This is a genomic window from Roseomonas indoligenes (assembly GCF_017813365.1).
In the GTDB taxonomy this organism is placed as follows: Bacteria; Pseudomonadota; Alphaproteobacteria; order Acetobacterales; family Acetobacteraceae; genus Roseomonas; species Roseomonas indoligenes.
This window is the reverse complement of the sequence record NZ_JAGIZA010000001.1, coordinates 1-24503: the sequence shown is the minus strand read 5'-3', so window position 1 is coordinate 24503 and position 24503 is coordinate 1. Positions and strand designations below refer to the sequence as shown.

Below are 24503 nucleotides of genomic sequence, written 5' to 3'. Positions count from 1 at the left end.
GAAGGCGGATCAGCCCGCAGGCAGGGCGGGCTCTGGCGTCGCCCCGGGCTTTGGCTGGGCTGGGGGCACGGACGAGGAGACAGGAGCGGCCACGGGCGCTGCCACCTGGGGCGAGGGCTCGGCCGTGACCTGGACGGAAACATCCATACCGAGGCTGTCCTCCGGGAAGCCCTTCCAGCTGCCGTAGAGCGGCACCGCCTGGGAGGGGTCGCGCCCCACTGCCACGCGGATCAGGTCCCGGTTGCCGACGATGCCGTTGGTCGGGTCGAACTCCACCCAGCCCGCGCCGGGCAGGTACACGCGCACCCAGGCATGGGTGGCGCCACCGCCGACATGCCCCCCGGCCCCCGCGCCATCCGCGCCGGGCGAGTAGAGGTAGCCGGAGACAAAGCGCGCCGCGAGACCGAGGGAGCGCACTCCTTCCATCATCAGCAGCGCGAAGTCCCGGCAAGTGCCGCTCCCCAGTTCCAGCGTGCGCCCCGGCTCCTGGATGCCGCGCATGGTGCGGGGGACGTAGGTGAAGTCCCGCTTCACCGCCTTCGTCATCGCCGTCAGCAGCTCCAGCGTCTCCGTCGGCCTGTCCTTGCGCAGGAAGCCGCGCGCCCAGAGATCCACGGCATGATCGGGATCCGCGTGGTGCCGCTCGATGGAGCGCGCGAGGTCCGGCATCTCCTCGATCGTGTAGGAGAAGGGCAGGCTGCGCGCGTGCCGCTCCAGGCGGAAGTCCAGCGCCTCCACCGGGCGGTGGTCCAGGCGCATCGTGCTCTCGAAGCGCAGCTCCCGCGCACGGGCCTTGAAGCAGGCCACGCCCACGCTGTTCCCGAACACGTCGTGCATCCACCACAGGTCGGCGGGCTCCGGCGTGATCTCGATCCGGGCCTCGAGCAGCCGCTGGTCGTATCCCTCCCGCGGCCGCAGCATCATCCGGTGCTCCCCGAAGGAGACAGGCTGGCGGTACCGGTAGGTCGTGACATGTCGGACGGTGAGGATCGGCATGGGCCACCCTTCGACCCCAGGACGAGGCTCAGACAGACAAGGCAAAAGACGGGCCAGGGCCGGCAGGGAGAGCATCCCGCCGGCCCTGGCCCGTCATCATAGGTTAGTCCCAAACAGCCTTCACGGCCCCTGGTTGCACAGGCCGCATGTTTTCACGCCGCTCGGCGCCGCTGCTCCCGCTCCAGCCGCAGCGCGTGGTTGATCAGGGCCATGTGGGTGAAGCCCTGGGGGAAGTTGCCGCGCTGCTCCCCCGTCGCCGCGTCGATCTCCTCGGCGAAGAGGCCGAGGTCGTTGCCCCGCCCCAGCAGGCGCTCGAAGACCAGCCGGGCCGGCTCCGTCCGTCCCGCCAGTGCCAGGCAGCCCACGCGCCAGAAGGCGCAGGCGGAGAAGGTGCCCTCTTCCCCCTCCATCCCGTCCGGGGCGCGGTAGCGGTAGACCAGGTCATCCACCACCAGTTCCCGCGTGATGGCGTCGTAGGTGGAGGCGAGGCGCGGGTCGTTCGCATCGATCGCGCCGAACAGCACGGTCCGCAGCACGGCCGCGTCCAGCAGGTCCGATCCGTAGAACTGGGTGAAGGCACCGCGGGCGGGGTTCCAGCCGCGCTCGTGGTACTCGGCACGCACCTCCTCCGCCACGCGCTCCCAGTCCCGGATCAGCCCCTCCTCGATCCGGCCGACGCGCCGGGCCATGCGGGCCGCCCGGTCCAGCGCCACCCAGATCAGCGCCTTGGTGTGGAACATCTGCTTGCCCGGCGTCCGCGGTTCCCAGATGCCCTGGTCCTCGGCGTGCCGCACCGCCAGGGCGCGGGTGGCCAGGTTCACCAGTCCCTCCGGCAGGTGGTCGTTCGTCTTCTGCGGCGGGTCGTAGTCCACCGCCTCCAGGAAGGTCTCCAGCGCCATCAGGTGCTCGCCGTAGATGTCGTGCTGCTGCTGGTCGGCGGCGCCGTTGCCGATCCGAATGGGCCCGACGCCCCGCCAGCCCGAGAGGTGATCCAGCACCTCCTCCGCCGCCGGCGGGCCGCCGTCGATGGCGTACATCAGCTTCAGCGCCCTGCCGCGGCTGGGATCGGCCAGACGCAGGAAGCGCAGGTACTCCGCCGCCTCCCGCACATAACCGAGCATGACGAAGGACGTGACGGTGAAGCTGGCGTCGCGCAGCCAGGCGTAGCGGTAGTCGAAGTTCCGGTTCCCCGGCACGGCCTCCGGCAGGCCCAGGGTCGGGGCCGCGATGATCGCGCCCGTGGGCGAGTAGGTCAGCAGCTTCAGCAGCAGCACGGAGCGCAGCACCGCCTCCCGGTAGCCGCCCCGGTAGGTGCAGCGCGCGCTCCAATCGTCCCAATAGTGCCGCGTGGCCGCCAGCCTCTCCTCCACCTCCTCCAGCCGCACCGGCGGCACCGTCTGCCCGTCCTCTCCGCCCGAGAGCACGAGGGCCATCCGCTCCCCCATCCCGAGGTCGAACGCCGCCGAAACCGCCTCCCCTTCCACGGCCGGCCCGCCCGGCAGGGCGACAACGAGCATCCTCTGCTCCCCCGCCTCGAACAGCGCAGTGCCGTCCGGCTGCATGGATGGGGCGCAGAGCCGCCGCGCGTAGTCGAAGGTCGGCCGCACGAGGAAACGGCCGGAAACCCCCCCCTCCTCGCAGCGCAGGAGCCGGATCACCCGCCCCTCCGCGATCCCGTCCGGTCCTTCCGGCGCGACCCTGTCGGGGCGGGAGAGCGGCATGAAGTCCGTCAGCACCGCGCGGCCCGTGGCGGTTGTGAAGACCGTTTCCAGCATGTTCGTACCGGGCAGGTAGCGGCGGACGGTACCGATCAGCCGCTCGAATGCGACCGTGCAGGCCCCGCCCTTCTCATCGTCCAGCAGGCGCAGGAACAAAGCGGGGCTGTCGTGCCGCGGCCAGCACAGCCAGTCGATGGACCCGTCGCGGGCGATGAGGGCGTTGGAGTGCGTGTCGCCGATGAGGGCATAATCGGCGAGGGGACGGGACATCAGTGTGGCGGGCCTCCTGCGGCGCTAACGCAAGATGAGGGCGATCGGCCGGACCGCACCGGCCACCGCGCGCTCGTGATGCCGCGTTCCCATCCGGCGCGGCCCTGGCATGATCGGCGGATGCGCCGCCGCCCCCTCCTCGCCGCCCTGCTCTCCACCCCCGCGCCCGCCATCCCCGCCCGGGCGCAGGAGCCCTGGCCCGCGCGCGGCCTCACCCTTCTCGTCGGCGTCGCGCCCGGCGGCACGGCGGACCTCGCCGCGCGGCTCCTGGCCCAGGAATTCGCGAAGGGCCTCTCGGGTGGCCGTCCCGTGGTGGTGGAGAACAAGCCCGGTGCCGCCACACAGATCGCCACCGCCGAGTTGGCCCGCAGCGCGCCGGACGGGACAACCCTGCTGGTGGCGGGTGCCCCCTTCGCCATCAACCCCGGCCTGTTCCGGGGGCTGCCCTATGACAGCCGGGCCGATTTCGCGCCGGTCGCCATGCTCGTGCGGAACGGGCTGATGCTGATGGTTCCCGCCGCCTCGCCGGCAAAGGACGCGGCGGGACTGCTGGCGCTGGCGAGGGCGCGCGGCGGCCTCAACCTCGCCTCCGCCGGCAACGGCTCCATGTCCCACCTGGCGATCGAGATCCTGGCGGGGCGCAGCGGCGTGCCCCTCACCCATGTTCCCTACCGCGGCACCGGCCCCGCCCTGCCGGACCTCGTGGCGGGCCATGTGGAGGCGATGTTCGACAATCCCTCCGCCGCCCTGCCCCTGGCGCGGGAGGGCAAGCTGCGCCTGCTGGCCTATACCGGCGCGGCCCGCAGCCCCGCGGCGCCGGAGGTGCCGACGCTGGAGGAGGCCACCGGCCTGCCGATCACCGCCGAGAACTGGTTCGGCCTCTTCGCCCGCGCCGGCACGCCCGCCCCGGTGCTGGACCGGCTGCATGACGCGGCCGGGGCGGTGCTGTCCGATCCCGCGATCGCTGAGCGCCTGCGCCGCGACGGCAGCGAGCCCGCCCCCATGCCGCGGCAGGCCTTCGCGGACTTCGTGGGCCGCGAAATGGAGGTCTGGGCGGCGGTGATCCGGGAGCGCGGGATCCAGCCCGGCTAGAACAGCCCGTCGATCCGCCCTTCCGCGTCCAGCCCGATCCCCTCCGCCGCCGGCACGCGCGGCAGGCCGGGCATGGTCATCACGTCGCCGCAGACCGCCACCACGAAGCCGGCGCCGGCGGAGAGCCGCACCTCCCGCACCGGCAGCACGTGCCCGCTCGGCGCCCCCATCAGCGCGGGATTGGCGGAGAAGGAGTACTGCGTCTTCGCGATGCAGACGGGCGCGCGACCGAACCCCGCCTCCTCGAAGCGCTTCAGCCGGGTCACCAGCGCGGGCGGGATCGAAACCTCCGCCGCATGGTATATCTCGCGCGCGATGGTCCCGATCTTGTCGGCCAGCGGCATGTCGTCCGGGTAGAGCGGCCTGAACTGCGCCGTGCCGCCGGCGATCAGGCCCTGCACGGCCCGCGCCAGCTCCTCGGCCCCGGCCGCGCCATCCCCCCAATGCGTGCAGAGGATGGCGCGCGTGCCGAGCGCGACCATCGCCTCCTGTACCGCCGCGATCTCGGCCTCCGTGTCGCCGGTGAAGCGGTTCAGCGCCACCACAACGGGCAGGCCGAACTTGCGGGTGTTCTCGACATGGCGTTCCAGGTTGGAGAGGCCGCGCCGCACCGCCGCCACATCCTCCGCCCCCAGCGCCGACTTCGCCACGCCGCCATGCATCTTCAGGGCGCGCACGGTGGCGACGATCACGCAGGCGGAGGGCGCGAGGCCGGCGGAGCGGCACTTGATGTCCAGGAACTTCTCCGCGCCCAGATCGGCGCCGAACCCGGCCTCCGTCACCACTACGTCGGCCAGCTGCAGGCCCAGCCTCGTGGCGATCACGCTGTTGCAGCCATGCGCGATATTGGCGAAGGGGCCGCCATGCACCAGCGCCGGGCTCCCCTCCAGTGTCTGGACGAGGTTGGGCATCAGCGCGTCCCGCAGCAGCGCCGCCATGGCGCCGTCCGCCTTCACCTCATGCGCGGTCACCGCACGCCCGTCCCGCGACTGGCCGATGATGATGCGTCCGAGGCGCGCGCGCAGGTCGTCCAGGTCGCGCGCCAGGCAGAAGATCGCCATCACCTCGGAAGCCACGGTGATGTCGAACCCGTCCTCCCGCGGGAAGCCGTTGGCGACGCCGCCCAGGCCGAAGGTGCCGAGCCGCAGCGCCCGGTCGTTCATGTCGATCGCACGCTTCCAGGCGATGCGCCGGATGTCCAGGTCCAGCGCGTTGCCCCAGTAGACGTGGTTGTCGATCATCGCCGAGAGCAGGTTGTTGGCGCTCGTGATCGCGTGGAAGTCGCCGGTGAAGTGGAGGTTGATCTCCTCCATCGGCGCCACCTGCGCCCGCCCCCCGCCCGTCGCCCCGCCCTTCACCCCGAAGCAGGGGCCGAGGGAGGGCTCGCGCAGCGCGATCATCGTGCGGGTGCCGAGCGCGTTCAGCGCGTCGCCCAGCCCAATGGTGGTGGTGGTCTTCCCCTCGCCGGCGGGGGTGGGGCTGATGCCCGTCACCAGCACCAGCGCGCCCTCCGGCCGCCCGGCCTGGGCCCGAATGAAATCGGTGCCGATTTTGGCCTTGAACCGCCCATACGGCTCCAGGGCATCCAGGGGAATCCCGGCCCGTTCGGCGATCTCGGCGATGGGGCGAAGCGTGGCCGCCCGCGCGATCTCCAGGTCCGTCGTCATGCAACTCTCCCTGCGGCGCGTCCGGGTTAGCCGGGCGGGTCGCCCGGCGCAACGCGGGGAGGCCGGGAAAGTCTCGCCTTAAACCCTCGCCTTCCCGGCAGCCCTTGCGGCACCATTCCGGCAACGCGCCGGAAAGGCGCGACCCCAAGGAGGAACACGCCCATGACCACCCGCCGCACCCTGCTGGCACTCGCCGGCGCCGCGCCCCTGGCCCCCGCCCTGGCCCCCTTCCCCGCCCGGGCGCAGGCGGAGGCCTGGCCCGCCCGACCGGTGACGGTGCTGGTGCCCTTCGTCGCCGGCGGCCCCTCCGACATCGTGGCCCGCGCCGCCGCCAACCGCATGGGGCAGGCCATCGGGCAGCCGGTGGTGGTGGAGAACCGCCCCGGCGCGAACGGGGAGGTGGCGGCCCGCGTCGCCATGCGCGCGGCGCCGGACGGGCACACCCTGATGGTCGGCTCTATCGGCGTCTGGGCCATCAACGCCGCCCTGCGCCCGAACCTCGGCTACGACCCGCTGAAGGACTTCACCCCGTTGGTCCTGGCCGTCACCACGCCGAACGTGCTGGTGGTGAACCGAGACCACCCCGCGCGGGACGTCGCCGGACTCATCCAATGGCTCAAGGAGGCGGGCGGTCGCGCCGCCTACTCCACCTCCGGCGTCGGCTCCTCCGACCAGCTCACCACGGAGCTGTTCAAGTTGCGGACGGGCACGGAGATCACCCATATCCCCTATACTGGCGGCGCCGCGGCGGCGACCGACCTGATCGCCGGCAATGTCAGCCTCTCCTTCCAGAACCTCGGCACCGTCGCCGGCCATATCGAGGGCGGCCGGCTGCGCGCCCTGATGGTGACGAGCGACCGCCCGCATCCCGTGCTGCCGGGCGTGCCCACGGCGGAGCAGGCGGGGCTGCGCGACTTCGTCGTCACCTCCTGGCAGTCCTTCATGGCGCCGGCCGGCATGTCCGGCCCGCTGCGCGACCGGGTGGCCGCCGCGCTGCGCGATTCGCTCCTGCACGCGGAGACTCGCTCCGCGCTGGAGCGCATCGGCTTCGACGTGGTGCCGGGAACGCCGGAGCAGTACCGGCGCTTCCAGGAGGCGGAGATCGCGCGCTGGCGCGAGGTGATCCGGGCCGCGCGCATCGTCGCCTCCTGAGCGGCGGCGACCGGCCCCGGCCAGGCAGCGCCCGCGGCGGAGGGGATCACCTTTCCGCGCGGCCCTCATGGGAGGGGGGTTCACGCCCTCCCGGGGGTGCGAAGCTGGGGCCATGCACGGCTCCCCAGGCAAACCCACGCCCCGCGGCCCGCGGCGCTCCATCCGACAGTTCCTGATGGCGCCACTGCATCTCGCCGCCGTGGCCACCTCCGCCCGCTCCTTCGCCGGCAATCCCGTGCTCGGCAGCGACCGCCTCAACCGCTGGGGCCTGCATGCCCGCCGCGTGGCGGTCGCCCAGGCCATGGCCAGTGCGCGCCGCGCCCGGCTTGCCGGGGCCGTGGACAAGGCGGACCGCGAGACCTTTGAGCGGGACGGCATCGTCGTGAAACGCGACTTCCTGCCGCCCGAGACCTTCGCGCGCCTGCGTGCCGAGATCGAGGCCCTGCGCGCGCCCGCGCGGGAGATCCTGCAGGGCGACGCCGTCAGCCGCCTCACACCCCTCTCCCCCGCCACGCTGAAGGCGCTGCCGGAAACCCGCACGCTCGTCGATTCGCCTGCCTGGAGCGGCCTGCTGAACTATGCCGCCAGCACCCGCGCCGGCGCCGTCCTCTTCATCCAGACCATCCACAGCCACGCCGCCACGGGCGGGGACGACCCGCAGACGGAACTGCACAGCGACACCTTCTACCCGAGCATGAAGGCCTGGCTGTACCTGCACGACGTGCCGGCGGAGGACGGCCCCTTCGTCTATGTCCCCGGCTCCCACCGCGCGACGCCCCGCCGCCTTTGGTGGGAACGCGCTTCCAGCCTCGCCTGGCGCGAGGGCAACGGCCATCACCGCCGCGGATCCCTCCGCATCTCCGAGGACATGCTCCGCCGCCTCGGCTACGGCCCGCCGGTGACCTACGCGGTGCCCGCCAATACCCTCGTCGTGGCCGACACCTATGGCTTCCACGCCCGCGGGCCGAGCAGCCGCCCCTCCACGCGCGTCGCCCTCTGGGCCCAGCAGCGCCGCAACCCCTTCCTGCCCTGGACCGGCCTCTCCCCCACCAGCCTGCGCGCGGTGCGGGACCGGCAGGCGGTGGCCGCCTGGGGCCTGGCCGACGGGCTCGCCCGCCTCGGCCTGGCGCGCCAGCCCTGGCACGATGCGGGCGCGATCAGCCCGATGGATCCGCCCGTTCTGCGGCGGTGACCGGGGGGCGGTGGCTCACGCGTTCCCGCGGTCCTCGCGCCACAGGTGCAACGCCTCCTGCACCGGCCGGTCGGAGAAGGAGAAGAGCACGCTGTCCTCCGCCGCTTCGTGCCGCACGCTCTTCCAAGAGGGCACGACGAAGACGTCGCGCGGCCCCCACTCCACAACGAAGTCGTCGCCGACGAAGCTGCGCCCGCGTCCCTCGATCGGCGCGAAGACGGTGGCGTCGGTGGACCGGTAGGCAGCGGTCGAGAAACCCTTCGGCAGGAGTTGTACGAAGGTGCCGATGGTGTTCATCGCGTGCCCGCCCGTCACGGGGTTGCTGTAGCGCATCTTCAGCCCGTGGCAGGGGTCCCACTCCGCGGCCTTCCGCATCCGCTCCAGCGCCTCCCGCGTGCGCCCGTAAGGGTAGTTGAACACGGGCGAGGTGCCGCCGCGCCGCTTGTGGTCCAGCGGCAGGAGGTTGGCGCCGAAGCGCGCGTCGCTATCGCCCAGGGGGCGGGTCACCGGCTGCTCGTCCTCCCCCAGATGCTCCGCGAAGGAGGCGTCGAGGAACTGCACGAGTGGGATGTCCAGCCCGTCCAGCCAGAAGATCGGCGCCTCGCTCTCGTTGCCGTGGTCATGCCAGGTCATGGGCGGGGTGATGATGAAGTCGCCCTCGCTCATTAACGTGCGCTCGCCGTCCACGGCGGTGTAAGCGCCCTTCCCTTCCAGCACGAAGCGCAGCGCCGTCTGCGTGTGCCGGTGTGCCGGCGCCACCTCGCCGGGCAGGACCAGCTGCACGCCGGCATAGAGGTCCGTCGTGATCCTCGATTGCCCGCGCAGGCCGGGATTCTCCAGCACCAGCACGCGCCGCTCCGCCTCCTTTGCCGTGATGAGGCCGCCGGCCTCCATCATGGCCGCGCGGATCTCGGCGAAGCGCCAGCTGGCGGGGCGGCAGTTGCTGCGCGGCTCCGGCGTCACCAGTTCGGCCAGGGAAAGCCAGAGCGGGGTCAGGTTCTGCCCGCCGATGCGGTTGTAGAATTCCTGGCGCTTCGCGGCGATGCCGGCGTCCTGCCCTTGGATGTCGGCCATGCCGCCGTCCTCCCTTTTCTCTAATTAGACAGTGTGCGTATTATCCGTGTAGGGTCAATCGTGATCTTGCCCGACCTTTCTTGCCGGGCCTTTTCGGCGCGCAAGGCTAGATCATCAGGGAACCAGACCGGCAAAGAACCGGCGGAGGAGGATGGATGCGCCAGGAAGGACCGATCCTCGTGGCGGGAGGTGGCATTGGCGGGCTCTCGGCCGCCCTCGGCCTCGCCCGCGCGGGCTTCCAGGTGACCGTGCTGGAGCGATCCGCCCAACTCGGGGAGATCGGCGCGGGGATCCAGCTCGGCCCCAACGCCTTCCAGGCTTTCGACGCCCTCGGCGTGGGCGATGAGGCGCGCGCCATGGCCGTCTATGTCGATCGCCTGCGCCTGATGGACGCGCTGACGGCCGAGGACATCGCCAGCATCGACCTGACGGAACCCTTCCGCCGCCGCTTCGGCAATCCCTACGCCGTGGTCCATCGCGGCGACCTGCACGGCGTCCTCCTCCGGGCCTGCCAGGCCAGCGAGCAGATCACCCTGCGCACCGGCGCCGGCGTCACGGGCTATGAGCAGGACGGCAGCACCGTCGTCGCCCGCCTGTCATCCGGCGAGGCCGTTCGGGGCGCGGTGCTGATCGGGGCGGACGGGTTGTGGTCCCGCATTCGCGCACGGGTGGTGGGGGACGGCGCGCCGCGCGTGACCGGGCACACCACCTACCGCTCCGTCATCCCGACGGAGGCGATGCCGGAGGACCTGCGCTGGAACGCGGCCACCCTCTGGGCCGGGCCGAAGTGCCACATCGTCCACTACCCCCTCTCCGGCTGGAAGCAGTTCAACCTCGTCGTCACCTACCACAACGACGCGCCGGAGCCCGTGGCCGGCCAGCCCGTGGCGGTGGAGGAGGTGATGGCCGGCTTCACCCACGTCCATCCCCGGGCGCAGAGCATCATCCGCCACGGGCGCGACTGGAAGCTCTGGGTGCTGTGCGACCGCGACCCGGTGGAGCGCTGGGTGGATGGCCGCGTGGCGCTGCTGGGCGACGCCGCCCACCCCACGCTGCAATACCTGGCCCAGGGTGCCTGCATGGCGATGGAGGACGCCGTCGTCCTCTCCCAGGAAATGGCGGCGCATCCCGGCGCGCTGGAGACGGCGCTGGAGGCCTACCGCCGCCGCCGCGTGCTCCGCACCGCCCGCGTGCAGCTGCAGTCGCGGGAGGTGGGGGACCATATCTACCACCCCTCCGGACCGCATGCGGCGCTGCGCAACGCCATCATGTCCGCCAAGTCCCGAGACCAGTGGTACGACGCCATCGCCTGGCTCTACGGCGACACCGGGCTGGAGACGGGGCCGAACGGGGCACGGGTGGCCAGCCCCAGCAGCGTGGCGGCCTGACCTCGGAGGCGCGGGTGGTCCCGCACGGCAACCTGCACGAGCGCCTCGCCGCCGACCCGGCCCGGGAGGTGGAGGAAACCCTTCTCTCCCGCCCCGGCCTTCGCATTGGCCGCATCGTCTCCTCTGGCCAGGCCAGCCCGCCGGGCCATTGGTACGACCAGACGGAGGACGAGTTCGTGCTGCTGGTAGCAGGCGAGGCCGGACTGGAGATCGCCGGGGAGGCGGTGCCGCGCCGGCTGCGTCCCGGCGACTGGGTCCACCTGCCCGCACATTGCCGCCACCGCGTCGCCTGGACCCAGGCGGAGCCGCCGACACTGTGGTTCGTGATCCACCACGCGCCGGCGGCGCCCTAGCCGCCGCACCGGCGGCGCGGCCGCGTCACGACGGAGATCCGGGTCAGGTCCTCAGGCCCGGCCGGCCTCCAGCGCCCCCTCGGGCACCGGCTGCTTCCTGAAAGGGTTCCTCAACCGGGCCAGGTTCCGCGCCGCCGCGGGAGGCAGGAGCAGCCCACCGGTTCCGTGACCCAGCCGGCCGGCCCGGACCTGAAGCCCCGGCGCGAGATGGATGCTCTCCTGCGCCGCCGCTTCCGTTAGCCGCGTCTCGATCAGGTCCACGGCCCGTTCGAGCCCCGGTTCGGCGGCGAGCCGGGTGGCGAGGCCCGCCGCGGCCTTTTCGTAAGCGGGGGTGGCGGAAACCCGGTGCAGCGTGTCCGCGAGGATGGCGGGGGTGACGCGGCGCAGGGGAACTGGCGGCGGGCCGGCCCCGAGGCGGGCGACCTGGGCGCCCCAGAAGCCCTGATCCCCGATGACGGGAAACACCGCCGTGGGGAGGCCGTGCCGCAGCCCCTCGGCCGTGGTCCCGGCACCGCCGTGGTGGATCGCGGCGGCCATGTGCGGAAACAGGGCGGCATGGTCGTGGAAGCCCAGGCGCAGCACGTTGGGCGGAAGATCATCCTCCGTCCGGGCGATGGCTGGGCCGAGGACGACGCGCCCCTCGAACAAGCGCAGGGCCTCAATGACGAGCCGGGCGTTCTTACGGCTGCGCCAGACCATGGAACCGAAGCCGACATAGACCGGCGGCGGGCCGGCGCCGAGGAACTGGCGCACCTCCGCGGAGAGGGGCGCTGGAGGGGCCTTGTCGAACCAGAATCCGGTCTGGGTCTTGCGGCCGGGCCAATCACCGGGATCGGCCACGAGGGATTCGCTGAAGGCGAGGACCTGGTCCGCGTAGTGCAGGCCTGTCGTCAGCGGGTTGGTCCAGGGGCGGAGGCGGGCGCCGGCACCGGTTCGCCGGCGCCCTTCGCGGATGCCGGAGCGGAGAAGGAGCGGCAGGGCGCGCATCGCCTGGTGGGAGAGGCGGGTGGAGAGCGACCCGCAGCCCGCGCCGCTGAGGAGCGAGAGCGGCGCGCGGCACGAGGGGAGAAGGGGCTGGAGCGCGACGTGGATCGCCGGCTTCCCCTGTTCCCTGGCCAGTTCGGCGCAGAAGAAGGCGGAGGCGTTGTAGACGACGAGATCCGCGCCCCGGATGAGGCCGTGGCACTGCCGGAATGCATCGGTGACGAAGGCATTCGCGTCCCGCAGGAAGCCCGAGAGGCTCGGGCGGGGCGAGCCCGCGGGCCGGGCGCCAAGATGCCGGCCGAACGGGGTGGAGATGAGGACCGGCTCCACGCCGAGGTTCCGGCAGTAGTTCTGGAATTCCTCATTCGTCAGAAGGGTCACCTCATGCCCGCGGGCCATGAGGGTCCGGGCGAGGAGGACGTGGGGGCGTATGTCGCCGCGCGAGCCGAAGGTGGCGATCAGGACACGGGGCGCGGTGCCGGTCCTCAACATCCCGGGCCCGACCGCCGGCTAGAGGTCCGCTTGTTGGCCCGTGCGGGTGCCGCTGCATGAACCATTCTGGTCGCCCTTGTCTGGGTCCTTCGCTCGGACCAGCAAGACCACCTCCGAAGGTGGTAACCAGATGTTAATTACAACCTGTGCAGCTCATGTAAACATAAAAACAACCTATGGTTGTTTTTCGGTAGAGAGCATTCGCCCGAGGCGTAGCCAGCCTTCTCCCATTGTCCCGCTTCTCCCGTTTTCGGAACCACGGCCTCTGCGGTAGCCATGCCGCCCCGCTGGAGGAAGCGGTACCATGAGAACCTGCACGCGTTGCGCCGCCGCATGTCTTCTGGCCGCATAGCGTGGACACTCGTCCCGGCGCAGCCGGCGACGCCAGCACCGGCCGATCGAGGCAGGCCCCCCCGGGCGCGGAGACCCGCGACGGGCAGACATATTCAACATGGCAAGAGGAGGGGATGGTGGAGCTGAGGGGAATCGAACCCCTGGCCTCGTCATTGCGAACGACGCGCTCTCCCAACTGAGCTACAGCCCCTTAACCATCGCGGCCGCAGGCTTGGGGACCGGCGGGCGTGGGGCGGCTTATTCCCCGCCCGCGCCCGCTCGTCAAGCGTCACGCTGGACGGGCGGGAATGCGGGCCATACACGGGGGCCTTCACGGCCCGGCGACGGTGGATCGGACGGCGGGCGGAAGGGGAGTGCGGGATGACGGCTCTGTTCTGGCTGATCGACCAGGTGATCGGCCTCTACGTCTGGGTTCTCATCATCGCGGCGGTGTTCAGCCTGCTCACCGCCTTCAACGTGCTGGACACGCGGAACCGCCTGGTCTGGACCATCGGCGACTTCCTCTGGCGCGTGACGGAACCCGCGCTGCGGCCCATCCGCCGCATCCTGCCGGACCTGGGCGGGGTAGACCTCTCACCGCTGGTGCTGATCCTCGTGCTCCAGGCGCTGCGGATCTTCCTCAACGTCACGGTGTTCCCCGCCCTCTGGCGGCTGACGGCCTGAGATGACGGCGCAGATCCTCGACGGAAAGGCCGTCGGCGCCCGCATCCGCGCCGGGCTGGCCGACCGCATCATGGCCCTGCCCTTCCGGCCCGGCCTGCGCGTGGTGCGGGTGGGGGAAGACCCCGCCAGCGTCGTCTACGTCCGGTCCAAGGATCGCGCGGCGAAGGAGGCGGGCTACGACAGCGAGACGATCCTGCTGCCGGAGGACGTAGCCGAATCCACACTGCTGGAGACCATTGCCGGGCTGAATGCCGACCCGGCTGTGGACGGCATCCTCGTCCAGTTGCCGCTGCCGAAGCACATCGACGCCCAGAAGGTGCTGGAGGCAGTGGACCCCGCGAAGGACGTGGACGGCTTCCACCCCGTCAATGCCGGCCGGCTTGCCGCCGGCCTGCCCGGGCTCGTGCCCTGCACGCCAAAAGGTGTGATGCACCTGCTGGCGGAGGCCGGGGTGAAGCTCTCCGGCGCCCGCGCCGTGGTGCTGGGGCGCAGCGCCATCGTCGGGCGGCCGATGGCGGCGCTGCTGCTGGCGGCCGACGCCACCGTCACGATGCTCCACTCCCGCTCCCGCGACATCGCGGCGGAATGCCGGCGGGCGGAGGTTCTGGTGGCCGCGGTAGGCCGCGCGAACATGGTCCAGGGCGACTGGGTCGCCCCCGGCGCCGTGGTGATCGACGTGGGCATCAACCGCAAACCCGACGGCAAGCTCACCGGCGACGTGGATTTCGAGGCGGCGAGCCAGCACGCCGGCTGGATCACCCCCGTGCCCGGCGGCGTCGGCCCCATGACCATCGCCTGCCTGCTGGAGAACACGCTGGAGGCCGCGCTCGCCCGCCGCGCCCGCGTGCCGCTGGAGCCGAACGGCGGCGTGGCGGAGGCGCATGCCACGCCCGAGCAATCCTACGGTCACGGACCCGGCCTGGCCTGATAAGAGGCCAAGCCCGTCCCTCGCGGGGCGGCGCCGCACTTCCGGAAGCCCCACCATGAAGCCCGCCGACCTCGTGCTGGCCGCCGCTTTCGTCGTCATCTGGGGCGCGGCCTTCAACGCGGCGCGCTTCGTGGTGCTGGAATGGCCCCCCTTCTGGGCCTTGGCCATCCGGTTTCTCCTCACTGCGCCACTGCTGCTGGCCATCGCCGTCGCCACCCGTTCCCGCATGCCGGCCCGGGCGGACCGGGGCCGGGTGGCGCTGCTGGGGCTGCTCGGGACAGGCGGCTACCTCTCCCTGTCCTGGTGGGCCACGGCCCTGATTCCCTCCGGCCTTGTCGCCCTGATCAGCGCGGCGACGCCGCTGGTGGTGGCGTTGGGCGAGGCAATCTTCCTGCGCCGCCGCCCCTCGGGCCTGGCCTGGATCGGGCTGGCGCTCGGCTGGGCCGGGGTCGCGCTCCTCGGCGGGGTGCGCCTCGCCGGGCAGTTGCAGGACCATGCCGGCGGCCATGGCGCGACGGAGGCGCTGGGCGTCCTCCTCGCCCTTCTCGGCGCCGTCTCACAGGCCGCGGGGCTGCTCGTCTTCGCGCCCGCGCGCGGGCGCGTGGACCTCTGGACGGCCAGCACGGGCCAGAGCCTCGTCAGCGCCGCCCTCCTTCTCGTCCTCGCCGTGCTTTTCGGCGGTCCCCCGCCCACCTCCGCCAGCACCCAGGCCTGGCTGGCCCTTGCCTTCAGCGTCACCGTGGTGGGCGTGGGCGGCTACGCGCTGCTCTTCATCATGCTCCGCCGCTTCAACCCCTCCACCGCCGCCGCCCTGCAGCTCCTCGCCCCGCCCGTGGCCGCCGTGATCGGCTGGGCGGTGCTGGACGAGGTGCTGGGCTGGGCGGATCTGGGCGGCGGCATCCTCACCCTTGCGGGCCTCTCCCTGCTCTTCCGGGCTCAGTCGAAGGCGCGCGCGGCAGGCAAGGCGTGAACAGGATCGCGTGAGGTTTCGTCCACTCCGCGACCGGGGGCACGCAAAAGCGAGTCCGGGCATGCGGCAAAAGGGCTGCACATCCCGCGCGAAATGCGCCAAGCCGCGGGCAGCATGCCATCCAACCCCACCCGCTCCGCCGCCTTCGCCCTCGTCACCGCCGTGCTGGAGCGCCGCCGCGCGCTGGACGAGGCGCTGGACGCCCTGCCCGGCAGCCTCCAGCCGCGCGACCGCGCCGCCGCCCACCGCATCGCCGCCGCGGTGCTGCGCCGATTGGGCAGCCTGGACGCGGTGCTGGAACCCTATCTGCGCCGGGAACCCTCCCCGCCCGCCACGCAGGCGCTGCGGATCGGGGCGGCCGAACTCCTGCTCCTCGGCACCCCCGCCCATGCGGCAGTGGCGGAGGCGGTGGCCCTGGCGCCGCGCCCCTTCGCCGGGCTGGTGAACGCCGTCCTCCGGAAGGTGGCCGCGGAGGGACCCGCCGCGCTGGAGGGGCTGGACGCCGCCCGGCTGGACACCCCCATCTGGCTCTGGTCCGCCTGGCACGCCGCCTATGGCCCGAAGGTGCGCGCCATCGCGGAGGCGCATACCCGCCCTGCCCCGCTCGACCTCTCGCTCCTTCCCGGCGTCGCCGCGCCGGAAGGGGCGGAGATCCTGCCCAACGGCACCGCCCGCATGGCGCCGGGCACCCGCATCACGGACATCCCCGGCTTCGCCGAGGGCGGCTTCTGGGCACAGGATGCCGCCGCCAGCCTGCCCGCCCGCTTGCTGGCGCCCTCCGTCGGGCAGCGCGTGGCCGATCTCTGCGCCGCGCCCGGCGGCAAGACGGCCCAGCTCGTTGCCGCCGGCGCGAAGGTGACGGCGGTGGAGAAGGATCCCCACCGGGCCTCTCGCCTGCGGGAGAACCTGGCCCGTCTGAAGCTGGACGCGGAGCTTGTCGTGGCGGACGCAATCCCCTGGGCCGCCGAGCACCGTGGCGCCTTCGACGCGGTGCTGCTGGACGCCCCCTGCACCGCCACGGGCACCATTCGCCGGCACCCGGAAGTGCCGCTTCTCCGCCGTCCGAAGGACGTGCCGAAGCTGGCCGCTACCCAGGCCGCGCTGATCGAGGCCGCCGCGGGGCTGCTGGCGCCGGGCGGGCGGCTGGTGGTCGCCACCTGCTCCCTCCAGCCGGAGGAGGGCGAGGCGCATCTCGCCCGCACCGCCGCCCTCGGCCTCGTGCCCGATCCGGTGCGGCCGGAGGAGGTTCCAGGGCTGGAGGAGGCCATCACGGCGCAGGGCGCACTGCGGACCCGGCCCGACCTCTGGGCGGACAAGGGCGGGATGGACGGCTTCTTCATCTCCCGCTTTCGGCGGGACTGAGCCATGACGAGATCGAATGGCTGAGACGATGAGCCATTCGCCCACGGAATGGGTGGCATCCATCTCCTTCGGTGGAAGAGGGGCCCCCGGGGGTTCATATGAACGCCGACAGACGACGACATAATGCCGCCGCCTATGACTGAAGGCATGTTCTGATGTTTAACTTCTGTAACTTCACCCTAGCCGCCGCCCTTATTGGTGGCGCCCTCGTCTCCGTTCCCGCCCTGGCCGACCAGGATCGCGTCCCGCAGGGCGCCACCGCCTCCGGCCCCTGGGTCGCGTCGGAGAGCCGCACGCCGCTCGCCTCCTACTCCGGCCAGACCTTCCTGGAGCAGAGCGGCGCGACCGGCGGTGGCGGCCAGCACAGCTGAGCCTCAGCCACGCCTGAGCAAGGGCCTCGCGTCGCGGGGCCCGCAAGAAGGGCCGCCGGATGATCCGGCGGCCCTTTTTCGTGCCGGCCGGACTGCACAAGCCCGGCGAAATGCGCGAAGTCGCAGCCCATGCGCGTGCTCTTCGTCGCCAATGTCGACTTTGCCCTCTGGCACTTCATCGTGCCGCTGATGCGGGCCGCCCGCGCGCGCGGGCACGAGGTGATGGCCGCCTGCGCCGAAGGCCCCCTACTGGACCTGCCGCGGGCCGAGGGATTCACCGTCGTCCCCGTGCCCATGGCGCGCAGCCTCTCCCCCGCTGCGAACCTGCGCGCCTTCCGCGCGCTGCGGCGCCTCATCCGGGAGACGCGGCCGGACCTCGTGCACGGCCATTTCCCCATCTCCGGCCTTCTCGCCCGCGTGGCGGCGCGGATGGAGGGGGTTCCACGCACGGCCTATACGGTGCACGGCTTCCTCTTCAACCAGCCCGGCCGCCCCTGGCGCCGCGCCCTCTCCCTCGCGATGGAATGGCTGGGCGGGCGCCTGACCGATACCTTCCTGACCGTCAGCGAGGAGGAGGCGGGCGACGCACGCCGCCTGTGCATCCATCCCCACCCTATCGCCGCCCGCAACGGCCGCGACCCCACCCGCTTCCACCCGGACGCGGAGGCCCGCGCCGCCCTGCGAGCGGAACTGGGCGAGGCGCCCGGCGCGGTGGTGATCACCGCCCTCTCCCGTCTCGTCCGCCACAAAGGCTATCCGGAGCTGCTGCGGGCCATGGAGTCGGTCCCCGGCGCCACGCTCTGGGTGGTGGGCAACCGGCTGGAAAGCGACCATGGCGCCGACCTGGAGCCGGAATTCGCCCGCGCCGCCACCGTCCTCGGCCCGCGCCTGCGCCGCCTGGGCTACCGGCACGACACGGAGCGGGTGCTGGCAGCCTCCGACATCTTCTGCCTGCCGAGCCATTTCGAAGGCCTGCCCATGTCGGTGATCGAGGCGATGCTGACGGGCCTGCCCGTCGTCGCCACGGATGTCAGCGGCCCCCGGGAGCAGGTGGTGGAGGGTGAGACCGGCTTTCTCGTCCCGCCCGCCATGGTGCAGCCCCTGGCCGCCGCGCTGAACCGATTGGCGGGGGATGCCGCCCTGCGCGCGCGCATGAGCGAGGCCGGGCGGGCCCGGGCGTTGGAACTCTACGACGAGCGCGTCGTGGTGGCGCGCACCCTCGACCTGCTGGGCCTCTGAAGGCTCCTCACCGCCCGTCGAGCGCCGCCGCGATGCTCGCCCCGAGCAGCCTGTAGCCATCCGGCCCGGGATGCAGCCGGTCTGGCAGCAGCCCGCATTTCTCCTGCCCCGCGCAGGCCTGGACGAAGGGGGTGAAGGCGTCCACGAAGCGGATGCGCATGGCGGCCTGATCCCTAACGAGGGTCTGGTTCACCGCCTCGATATCCTCCAGACGCCGGCGCAGCCCGGGGCCGCGCGGCAGGATGGAGACGACGACGACCTCCGCTCGGGGCAGGCGCCTGTGCAGCCGCTCGACGATCGCGGCGATGCCGCCGAGGATGGCGCAGGCGTCGTCGCGGCCCAGGTTGTTCGTGCCGATCAGCAGCACCACGCGCCGGAAGGCATCCCGCGGGAAGTCCGCGCGGTCGATCCGGTCCAGCACGTTCTCCGTCCGGTCGCCGCCCACCCCGAAATTCGTCACGGGCTGGCCGAGATCCGCGGCGGCGGAGCGCCAGAAGTCGAAGATCGAGTCCCCGACCAGCAGAGTCTCGGCGGGGTTCACCGGCAGGGCGGCCATCCTGCTCTCCGTCACCCGCTGCCCGCGCTCGTCGGCGCGCGGGGCCGGGCTGGAAGCGAGAGTGCCGGTGGGCGCGGCCCCGCAAGGCGCGGCGGCCGCGCCCGAGGCGATCGCGCTGAGGGCCAGCGGCCCTTGCAGGGCGAGGAGCAGGAGGGCCCGGAGCATCATGGCGCGAGGCTAGACCGGGCCCTCCCCGGCGGGAAAGGCGGGCCCGCGCGTCAGAAGTCGCTCACGCGTCCCTTACGCTCCCAGTCGCCGTAGCGGGTCGGCTCCGGCCCCTTCGGACCACCGATCTCGGGGGGCATGGGCGGCACTTCCGGCTTGGGCGGCGCAACCGGGGGGGCGGGCACGGTCTTGGTGGTGTCGGTATCGGGCATGCGCTTCAAATAGGAGCGGCAAGGCGGAGGAGGAACAGGTCCCATGTCCGGTTATTCGCGCACCGCCGTGCTGATGGCGGGGATGGCCGCCCTTTTCGCCGTCGTCGGCTTCCTGCTGGGTGGGCGGCAGGGGATGGTCCTCGCCTTCCTCTTCGGCGTGGGCACGAACCTCTTCGCCTGGTGGAACTCGGACGCGATGGTGCTGCGGATGCACAACGCCCAGCCCATCGGCCCCGCCGAGGAGCCGCGGCTGCACGTCATGGTCGGGCAGTTGGCCGCCCGGGCCGGGCTGCCGATGCCGGCGCTCTATGTCATCCACGAGGACCAGCCGAACGCCTTCGCCACCGGCCGTTCCCCCGGGCATTCGGCCGTGGCCGTTACCACCGGCCTGCTGGCGATGATGCCGGAGGAGGAGGTGGCGGGGGTGGTGGCGCATGAGCTGGCGCATATCCGCAACCGTGACACGCTGATCATGACGGTGGCCGCCAGCCTGGCCGGCGCCATCGGCGTGCTGGCGCAGTTCGGCGGGCTCTTCGGCCACCGGAACCGGAACAGCCCGCTGGGCGGGATCGGCGTGCTGCTGGCCGTCATCGTCGCGCCGCTGGCCGCCATGGTGGTGCAGATGGCCGTCAGCCGATCGCGCGAGTACGAGGCGGACCGGGTGGGTGCCGCGATCGCCGGCTCCCCGCTCGGCCTGGCCCGCGCGCTGCAGCGGCTGGAGGCGGGGCGCCACGCCATCCCCAACGGAGCGGCGGAGGCAAATCCCGGCACCGCGCACCTCTTCATCGTCAACCCGCTCTCCGGCACGGGGATGGACAACCTCTTCTCCACCCATCCCAGCACGGAGAACCGGGTCCGCGCTCTGATGGAGATGGGGAGCGGCGCGCCGATGGGTGGAATTACGGGAGGCCCCATCGGCGGACTCACCAGGGAAGGCATGGGCGGCCACGCGCCCGGCCCGTGGAGCGGCGCCCCCCACCGCCCCCGGAGCCCCTGGGGCTAGACCGGCCCCCGTGGCAGGCTGACCGGACAAGACGGAGGGAAGGCCGATGGCCCTGGACGGCGTGCGCGCCCTGGTGTTCGACGTGTTCGGCACGGTGGTGGACTGGCGCAGCGGCGTGGCGCGGGAGGCAGCGCCCTTCCTGGCCCGCCACGCGCCGGGCACCGATCCCGCCGCCTTCGCCGATGCCTGGCGACGGCGCTACCAGCCCGCCATGGAGGCTGTGCGCAGCGGTCAGCGCCCCTTCACCCGGCTGGACGTGCTGCACCGGGAGAACCTGGAGGCGGTGCTACCGGATTTCGGCATCGACCCCGTCCGCGTGGAGGCGGCGGAGCTGGACGAGCTGAACCTCGCCTGGCATCGGCTCGACCCCTGGCCGGATTCGGTGGCGGGCCTGACCCGGCTGAAGGCGCGCTACATCATCGCGCCGCTCTCCAACGGCAACATCATCCTGATGACCGACATGGCCAAGCGCGCCGGCCTGCCCTGGGACTGCATTCTCGGCGCGGAAGTGGCGCGGGCCTACAAGCCCTCCCCCGAGGCCTATCTCCGCACCGCGGAGGTGCTGGCGATGCGGCCGGAGGAGGTCTGCCTTGTCGCCGCCCATAACGGCGACCTGGCGGCGGCACGGCGCTGCGGGCTGCGGACCGCCTTCGTGCCCCGCCCGACGGAGCATGGGCCGGGGCAGGCGAAGGACCTGTCCCCGGCGGAGGAGTGGGACGCCGTGGCGCCGGACTTCGGCGCGCTGGCGGCAGGGCTGGGGCTCTAGCCTCTCAGGACCCGGCGGCCTGCCGGATCCGCTCCAGGGCGGCCAGAGTGCTGCGCGCCGCATCCAGCGCGCGAGGCTGCTCCTCCTGGCGGGAGGTGATGTCCGTGAACCGCTCCCGCATCTCCCGCACGCCGTCCTTGAAGACGGGATTGTCGGTGAAGCTCTCCGGGGCTCGCTCGGCCGCGCTCCGGGCCTCCCGCATGGCCTGCATCAGTTGGATTAGCGCAGGGGACATGGCGCCGGCCTGGGTCGTCCGCCCGCTGGACTCCGCCTGTGGGATCTCCCGCCGCAGGTCGTCCGCCGCCTTCTGCAGCATGCCGACATAGGTTTGCATGTCCGGCGCCCGCGGGCTCGGCGTCATCGGGTTCGGGTTGGCGGCGGTGGGCCGATTGGCGGGCGCGTCCGACGCCGGCGGCATGTTGGGCATGGGCGGCCCCTGGTTGGGCTGCGCCACGGCGCCCGGCGGCAGTGCCAGCCAAAGGGTCGGCAGGGCAGCGAGAAGGACGGTCCTGGCGCGCATCGCGTTTCTCCCGGGCGCCGGCGTGACCGCGCCGGGCGCGGTCCACGAGGCTGTTGCTCCGGCCAGAACGCGACAGGGTCGAAAGCCGCGCGCTCCTCCGCGCCCCGGGGCGATCACGTGGGCGCGAGCATCGGGCCGGCGCGCCCTGTCCGGCCTTCCCTGCCGGCCTCTCAGGAAAGTCCATGGCCCGGCCAGGGCGGCTACGGCATCGTGGCGGGATGGATCACCCCGCCCCGCTGCTGCCCGGCCGAGTGCAGCCCCTGGCACGGCTGCTCGTCGGGCTGGCGCTCTTTCTCCTCGGTGCCTGGATCATCCGGGGCTTCCTGCCGGCGCTGGGCTGGGCCGTGATCCTCGCGGTGGCGGCCTGGCCGCTCTATCGCCGCGCCCTGGCTGCCCGGCCGGGGGCGGCGCGCCTGGGCCTGCCGCTCCTGGCCACCGCGGCGATGGCGCTGCTCTTTCTCCTTCCGCTCGGCGCCGCGGCGCTGGAACTCGGCGAGGAGGCACGGCAGGCCCTGCACTGGGCGCGGGAGGCACAGGAGCACGGCGCGCCGGTGCCGGGCTGGGTGGCGGGCCTGCCGCTGGTCGGGCCCCAGGCCTCTTCCTGGTGGGCGCAGACCCTGGCCGCGCCGCAGGCCGGGGCGAGCTTCCTGCACCGGATGAGCGAGGGGGAGCTGATCGGGCTGGGCCGCAGCTTCGGCGGTGCCCTGGCGCACCGGGCCGTGCTGTTCGGATTTACCCTGCTCACCCTGTTCTTCCTGTTCCGGGATGGCGAGGCGCTGGCGGCGCAGGGGCTGCGCGTGGCGGAGCGCCTTCTGGGGCCGGGCGTGGAGCGTGTCGGGCGCCAGGCGGCCGCATCGGTGCGCGGTACCGTCAGCGGGCTGGTGCTGGTCGGGCTCGGCGAGGGCGTGCTGCTCGGCATCGCCTATGCCGTCGCGGGAGTGCCGCATCCCCTGATGTTCGGCGCGCTGACGGCGGTGGCGGCCATGGTGCCTTTCGCGGCGCCGCTGGTCTTCGGCGTCGCGGCCCTGCTGCTGGTGGTGGCCGGCAAGACGGGTGCGGCCATCGCGGTCTTCGCCTTCGGCATGGTCGTGCTCTTCGTGGCGGACCATGCCGTGCGGCCCGCGCTGATCGGGGGCGCGACGCGGCTGCCCTTTCTCTGGGTGCTGCTCGGCATCCTCGGCGGGGTGGAGGGTTTCGGCCTGCTCGGCCTCTTCGTGGGGCCGGCCGTCATGGCGGTGCTGGTGCTTCTCTGGCGGGATGCGGCGGGGGATTGAATGGGGCGGCCGGTCCGGGCCCGCAATGCCAGCCCTGGCAGCCGCCGTTCCGCAACGCAGCATGGGAACGGGGGTTATACCTCCGCCGCCGCTCGGCCGGCTGCTCGACCCCAGCTGGGTCGGTCGCCCCCGGTAATGCCGACCGAAAGCGTGGCGGGGCCGTACCGGCCTTCGAAAGGAAGACCCTATGTTCGGACGCAAGAAGAAGATCCGCTACGCCGTCGTCGCGGGCGGGCAGATCTCCCAGCAGGCCTTCATGCCGGGCATCGGCCGCACCGACAATTCCGAGCTGGCCGCGCTGGTCACCGGCGATCCGGTGAAGGCGGACAAGCTGGGGAAGCTCTACGGCATCAAGTCATGGTCCTACGATGAGTATGACGCGCTGCTGAAGTCTGGCGAGATCGACGCCGCCTACATCGCCACGCCGAACTTCCTGCACATGCAGTACGCCGTGCCGGCGCTGGAGGCAGGCATCCACGTACTCCTGGAGAAGCCGATGGCCTCCAGCGTGGCGGAGGCCGAGGCCATCCTGGCGGCACAGCAGAAGAGCGGCGCCAAGCTGATGATCGCCTACCGCCTCCACCACGAGCCCGGCACGGTGGAGATGATCACCCGCGCGCGCGGCAACGAGTTCGGGGAGTTGCGGGGCTTCGTGTCCACCTTCACCCAGGACGTCGCAGAGGCCAATTCGCGCGGCCACAACGGCTACTGGGGCGGCCCGGTGCCGGACATGGGCACCTATCCGCTCAATGCCGTCCGCAACCTCTTCGGCCAGGAGCCGATCTCGGTGCACGCGGTGGGCACCAAGACGCCGGACCGCGGGTTCAATTTCCACGACACGGTGGCGGTGACCCTGCGCTTCCCCGGTGAGCGCGTGGCGCAGTTCACGGTGAGCTACGCGACCGCCCCATCCGAGTCCTTCACCCTGATGGGCACCAAGGCGAGCATCCTTGCCTCACCCTGCTTCATGTTCGGCGCGACGACCGGCATCTCCTATGTCGAGAAGACGAGCGAGGGCAGCAAGGAGCACAGCTTCGACCCGGTCGAACAGTTCGGCAACGAGACGCAGTACTTTTCCGACTGCATCCTCGAGGACCGCCATCCCGAGGCGGATGGCGAGGAAGGGCTGCTCGACATGCGCGTGCTGGCGGCGGTCGAGCGCTCGCTCGAGACGGGCGAGACGGTGGCGCTGGAACCCGCGCAGCGCCGCCGCCACGTGCAGCCCGATCAGGCCCTGAAGCTCAAGCCGGCGAAGGAGCCGACCGAGGACCAGCTCATCAGCGTCATCCCGCAATCAGCCTGAGTGATTCACCGGCGGCGGCGTAACCAAGCGCCGCTGCCGCCCCCTTCACGCCCGCGGACCCGCGCTTGATGGGAGGGCCCGGCGTTCCGGCCCCCATCTCAGCCTGCCAGGAAGCGGCGCGCGGCCTCCGCCAGCACCTGCATCCCCTGTTAGTTCACGCAGTCGTTGTCCGGCTCAAATTGGCTATCTTATTGAAATTGCTCATAACATCTAAATCCGACTTGCAGGTCGATTTGCCATGATGTCGTGTCCAAGCATGGAATTCATGTCGGGACCCCGTGTCCAAGCTTGAAACCCTACTCTAGCGGGGTTCAGCGTATGCGGCCGGTGATGGCCGCCTTGTGAGGTGGTGGAGAGGTGTGGACTTCTGCGGGAGTGATGCCGGCCAGTTGGTGAACGACTGGTCGTGCGACGATCGCAGGACGGATCGCAACGGGAT

General features: G+C 72.0%; 22 protein-coding genes, 1 tRNA gene and 1 pseudogene. 15 read left to right on the top strand and 9 right to left on the bottom strand.

Annotated features, from left to right (window positions below):
- Positions 1 to 9: 9 nt before the first annotated feature.
- Together J5Y10_RS00120 and J5Y10_RS00115 are read right to left on the bottom strand one after the other, a co-directional pair.
- Positions 10 to 996 (bottom strand): transglutaminase family protein, encoded by a 987-nt coding sequence (locus tag J5Y10_RS00120; protein WP_209369663.1) that lies wholly within the window; start codon positions 994 to 996, stop codon positions 10 to 12.
- A gap of 152 nt (positions 997 to 1148) precedes the next feature.
- A complete protein-coding gene (locus J5Y10_RS00115) occupies positions 1149 to 2984 on the bottom strand; it encodes a glycoside hydrolase family 15 protein (RefSeq protein WP_209369662.1) in 1836 nt (611 codons plus the stop codon).
- 120 nt (positions 2985 to 3104) lie between these two features.
- Between J5Y10_RS00115 and J5Y10_RS00110 the strand changes: the two genes are divergently transcribed.
- Complete coding sequence (locus J5Y10_RS00110) at positions 3105 to 4076, top strand: Bug family tripartite tricarboxylate transporter substrate binding protein (protein ID WP_209369661.1); 972 nt, start codon at positions 3105 to 3107, stop codon at positions 4074 to 4076.
- On the opposite strand, the gene J5Y10_RS00105 is transcribed toward J5Y10_RS00110, so the two are convergent.
- Positions 4073 to 5743 (bottom strand): formate--tetrahydrofolate ligase, encoded by a 1671-nt coding sequence (locus tag J5Y10_RS00105; protein WP_209369660.1) that lies wholly within the window; start codon positions 5741 to 5743, stop codon positions 4073 to 4075. The genes J5Y10_RS00110 and J5Y10_RS00105 overlap by 4 nt on opposite strands.
- A gap of 162 nt (positions 5744 to 5905) precedes the next feature.
- Between J5Y10_RS00105 and J5Y10_RS00100 the strand changes: the two genes are divergently transcribed.
- Both J5Y10_RS00100 and J5Y10_RS00095 read left to right on the top strand, forming a co-directional pair.
- On the top strand, positions 5906 to 6895 hold the full coding sequence (locus J5Y10_RS00100) for a Bug family tripartite tricarboxylate transporter substrate binding protein (RefSeq protein WP_209369659.1): 990 nt from the start codon (positions 5906 to 5908) through the stop codon (positions 6893 to 6895).
- A 175-nt stretch (positions 6896 to 7070) separates the two neighbouring features.
- A complete protein-coding gene (locus J5Y10_RS00095; protein ID WP_209369658.1) occupies positions 7071 to 8087 on the top strand; it encodes a phytanoyl-CoA dioxygenase family protein in 1017 nt (338 codons plus the stop codon).
- Between the two features lie 15 nt (positions 8088 to 8102).
- Here the strand turns inward: J5Y10_RS00095 and gtdA are convergent, their stop codons facing one another.
- On the bottom strand, positions 8103 to 9161 hold the full coding sequence (gtdA, locus tag J5Y10_RS00090; RefSeq protein WP_209369657.1) for a gentisate 1,2-dioxygenase: 1059 nt from the start codon (positions 9159 to 9161) through the stop codon (positions 8103 to 8105).
- A gap of 155 nt (positions 9162 to 9316) precedes the next feature.
- Here gtdA and J5Y10_RS00085 point away from each other — a divergent pair, with 155 nt between their 5' ends.
- Both J5Y10_RS00085 and J5Y10_RS00080 read left to right on the top strand, forming a co-directional pair.
- Positions 9317 to 10549 (top strand): 3-hydroxybenzoate 6-monooxygenase, encoded by a 1233-nt coding sequence (locus J5Y10_RS00085; RefSeq protein WP_209369656.1) that lies wholly within the window; start codon positions 9317 to 9319, stop codon positions 10547 to 10549.
- 14 nt (positions 10550 to 10563) lie between these two features.
- A complete protein-coding gene (locus J5Y10_RS00080) occupies positions 10564 to 10902 on the top strand; it encodes a cupin domain-containing protein (protein ID WP_342452785.1) in 339 nt (112 codons plus the stop codon).
- Positions 10903 to 10953: 51 nt separating this feature from the next.
- Here J5Y10_RS00080 and J5Y10_RS00075 read toward each other — a convergent pair whose 3' ends face one another.
- Together J5Y10_RS00075 and J5Y10_RS00070 are read right to left on the bottom strand one after the other, a co-directional pair.
- Positions 10954 to 12378 carry a glycosyltransferase gene (locus tag J5Y10_RS00075; protein WP_209369655.1) on the bottom strand — a complete coding sequence of 475 codons (1425 nt, stop codon included), beginning with the start codon at positions 12376 to 12378 and terminating at the stop codon, positions 10954 to 10956.
- 468 nt (positions 12379 to 12846) lie between these two features.
- Positions 12847 to 12922 (bottom strand) — tRNA-Ala (locus tag J5Y10_RS00070).
- A 170-nt stretch (positions 12923 to 13092) separates the two neighbouring features.
- On the opposite strand from J5Y10_RS00070, the gene J5Y10_RS00065 reads away from it, so the two are divergent.
- The 6 genes and pseudogenes from J5Y10_RS00065 to J5Y10_RS00040 all read left to right on the top strand — a co-directional run bounded on the left by J5Y10_RS00065 (position 13093) and on the right by J5Y10_RS00040 (position 18265).
- Positions 13093 to 13395 (top strand): YggT family protein, encoded by a 303-nt coding sequence (locus J5Y10_RS00065; RefSeq protein WP_209369654.1) that lies wholly within the window; start codon positions 13093 to 13095, stop codon positions 13393 to 13395.
- A gap of 1 nt (position 13396) precedes the next feature.
- Positions 13397 to 14233: pseudogene (gene folD / locus J5Y10_RS00060) on the top strand (bifunctional methylenetetrahydrofolate dehydrogenase/methenyltetrahydrofolate cyclohydrolase FolD); the annotation flags it as partial.
- A gap of 145 nt (positions 14234 to 14378) precedes the next feature.
- On the top strand, positions 14379 to 15293 hold the full coding sequence (locus tag J5Y10_RS00055; protein ID WP_209369652.1) for a DMT family transporter: 915 nt from the start codon (positions 14379 to 14381) through the stop codon (positions 15291 to 15293).
- Positions 15294 to 15407: 114 nt separating this feature from the next.
- The gene (locus J5Y10_RS00050) at positions 15408 to 16655 is read left to right on the top strand and encodes an RsmB/NOP family class I SAM-dependent RNA methyltransferase (RefSeq protein ID WP_245214154.1); all 1248 of its coding nucleotides are present in this window, start codon (positions 15408 to 15410) and stop codon (positions 16653 to 16655) included.
- A 155-nt stretch (positions 16656 to 16810) separates the two neighbouring features.
- The gene (locus tag J5Y10_RS00045; protein WP_209369650.1) at positions 16811 to 17026 is read left to right on the top strand and encodes a hypothetical protein; all 216 of its coding nucleotides are present in this window, start codon (positions 16811 to 16813) and stop codon (positions 17024 to 17026) included.
- A gap of 129 nt (positions 17027 to 17155) precedes the next feature.
- A complete protein-coding gene (locus J5Y10_RS00040) occupies positions 17156 to 18265 on the top strand; it encodes a glycosyltransferase family 4 protein (protein ID WP_209369649.1) in 1110 nt (369 codons plus the stop codon).
- Positions 18266 to 18272: 7 nt separating this feature from the next.
- Here the strand turns inward: J5Y10_RS00040 and J5Y10_RS00035 are convergent, their stop codons facing one another.
- Positions 18273 to 18989 carry a GDSL-type esterase/lipase family protein gene (locus J5Y10_RS00035; RefSeq protein ID WP_209369648.1) on the bottom strand — a complete coding sequence of 239 codons (717 nt, stop codon included), beginning with the start codon at positions 18987 to 18989 and terminating at the stop codon, positions 18273 to 18275.
- A gap of 50 nt (positions 18990 to 19039) precedes the next feature.
- Complete coding sequence (locus J5Y10_RS00030; protein WP_209369647.1) at positions 19040 to 19198, bottom strand: DUF1674 domain-containing protein; 159 nt, start codon at positions 19196 to 19198, stop codon at positions 19040 to 19042.
- A gap of 43 nt (positions 19199 to 19241) precedes the next feature.
- Between J5Y10_RS00030 and htpX the strand changes: the two genes are divergently transcribed.
- Positions 19242 to 20201 carry a zinc metalloprotease HtpX gene (htpX, locus tag J5Y10_RS00025; protein WP_209369646.1) on the top strand — a complete coding sequence of 320 codons (960 nt, stop codon included), beginning with the start codon at positions 19242 to 19244 and terminating at the stop codon, positions 20199 to 20201.
- A 46-nt stretch (positions 20202 to 20247) separates the two neighbouring features.
- Complete coding sequence (locus J5Y10_RS00020; RefSeq protein WP_209369645.1) at positions 20248 to 20967, top strand: haloacid dehalogenase type II; 720 nt, start codon at positions 20248 to 20250, stop codon at positions 20965 to 20967.
- Between the two features lie 4 nt (positions 20968 to 20971).
- Here J5Y10_RS00020 and J5Y10_RS00015 read toward each other — a convergent pair whose 3' ends face one another.
- The gene (locus tag J5Y10_RS00015; protein ID WP_209369644.1) at positions 20972 to 21487 is read right to left on the bottom strand and encodes a hypothetical protein; all 516 of its coding nucleotides are present in this window, start codon (positions 21485 to 21487) and stop codon (positions 20972 to 20974) included.
- 182 nt (positions 21488 to 21669) lie between these two features.
- On the opposite strand from J5Y10_RS00015, the gene J5Y10_RS00010 reads away from it, so the two are divergent.
- Positions 21670 to 22761, top strand: coding sequence for an AI-2E family transporter (locus tag J5Y10_RS00010; protein WP_209369643.1), 1092 nt, complete (start codon positions 21670 to 21672; stop codon positions 22759 to 22761).
- Between the two features lie 187 nt (positions 22762 to 22948).
- Positions 22949 to 24064 carry a Gfo/Idh/MocA family protein gene (locus J5Y10_RS00005; protein WP_209369642.1) on the top strand — a complete coding sequence of 372 codons (1116 nt, stop codon included), beginning with the start codon at positions 22949 to 22951 and terminating at the stop codon, positions 24062 to 24064.
- The last annotated feature ends 439 nt before the right edge of the window (positions 24065 to 24503 follow it).

Excerpts from the sequence above, each read along its gene's own strand:
- J5Y10_RS00120 (WP_209369663.1), bottom strand. The coding sequence starts at position 996 with ATGCCGATCCTCACCGTCCGACATGTCACGACCTACCGGTACCGCCAG.
- J5Y10_RS00115 (WP_209369662.1), bottom strand. The coding sequence starts at position 2,984 with ATGTCCCGTCCCCTCGCCGATTATGCCCTCATCGGCGACACGCACTCC.
- J5Y10_RS00110 (WP_209369661.1), top strand. The coding sequence starts at position 3,105 with ATGCGCCGCCGCCCCCTCCTCGCCGCCCTGCTCTCCACCCCCGCGCCC.
- J5Y10_RS00105 (WP_209369660.1), bottom strand. The coding sequence starts at position 5,743 with ATGACGACGGACCTGGAGATCGCGCGGGCGGCCACGCTTCGCCCCATC.
- J5Y10_RS00100 (WP_209369659.1), top strand. The coding sequence starts at position 5,906 with ATGACCACCCGCCGCACCCTGCTGGCACTCGCCGGCGCCGCGCCCCTG.
- J5Y10_RS00095 (WP_209369658.1), top strand. The coding sequence starts at position 7,071 with ATGGCGCCACTGCATCTCGCCGCCGTGGCCACCTCCGCCCGCTCCTTC.
- gtdA (WP_209369657.1), bottom strand. The coding sequence starts at position 9,161 with ATGGCCGACATCCAAGGGCAGGACGCCGGCATCGCCGCGAAGCGCCAG.
- J5Y10_RS00085 (WP_209369656.1), top strand. The coding sequence starts at position 9,317 with ATGCGCCAGGAAGGACCGATCCTCGTGGCGGGAGGTGGCATTGGCGGG.
- J5Y10_RS00075 (WP_209369655.1), bottom strand. The coding sequence starts at position 12,378 with ATGTTGAGGACCGGCACCGCGCCCCGTGTCCTGATCGCCACCTTCGGC.
- J5Y10_RS00065 (WP_209369654.1), top strand. The coding sequence starts at position 13,093 with ATGACGGCTCTGTTCTGGCTGATCGACCAGGTGATCGGCCTCTACGTC.
- J5Y10_RS00055 (WP_209369652.1), top strand. The coding sequence starts at position 14,379 with ATGAAGCCCGCCGACCTCGTGCTGGCCGCCGCTTTCGTCGTCATCTGG.
- J5Y10_RS00050 (WP_245214154.1), top strand. The coding sequence starts at position 15,408 with ATGCCATCCAACCCCACCCGCTCCGCCGCCTTCGCCCTCGTCACCGCC.
- J5Y10_RS00045 (WP_209369650.1), top strand. The coding sequence starts at position 16,811 with ATGTTTAACTTCTGTAACTTCACCCTAGCCGCCGCCCTTATTGGTGGC.
- J5Y10_RS00040 (WP_209369649.1), top strand. The coding sequence starts at position 17,156 with ATGCGCGTGCTCTTCGTCGCCAATGTCGACTTTGCCCTCTGGCACTTC.
- J5Y10_RS00035 (WP_209369648.1), bottom strand. The coding sequence starts at position 18,989 with ATGATGCTCCGGGCCCTCCTGCTCCTCGCCCTGCAAGGGCCGCTGGCC.
- J5Y10_RS00030 (WP_209369647.1), bottom strand. The coding sequence starts at position 19,198 with ATGCCCGATACCGACACCACCAAGACCGTGCCCGCCCCCCCGGTTGCG.
- htpX (WP_209369646.1), top strand. The coding sequence starts at position 19,242 with ATGTCCGGTTATTCGCGCACCGCCGTGCTGATGGCGGGGATGGCCGCC.
- J5Y10_RS00020 (WP_209369645.1), top strand. The coding sequence starts at position 20,248 with ATGGCCCTGGACGGCGTGCGCGCCCTGGTGTTCGACGTGTTCGGCACG.
- J5Y10_RS00015 (WP_209369644.1), bottom strand. The coding sequence starts at position 21,487 with ATGCGCGCCAGGACCGTCCTTCTCGCTGCCCTGCCGACCCTTTGGCTG.
- J5Y10_RS00010 (WP_209369643.1), top strand. The coding sequence starts at position 21,670 with ATGGCCCGGCCAGGGCGGCTACGGCATCGTGGCGGGATGGATCACCCC.
- J5Y10_RS00005 (WP_209369642.1), top strand. The coding sequence starts at position 22,949 with ATGTTCGGACGCAAGAAGAAGATCCGCTACGCCGTCGTCGCGGGCGGG.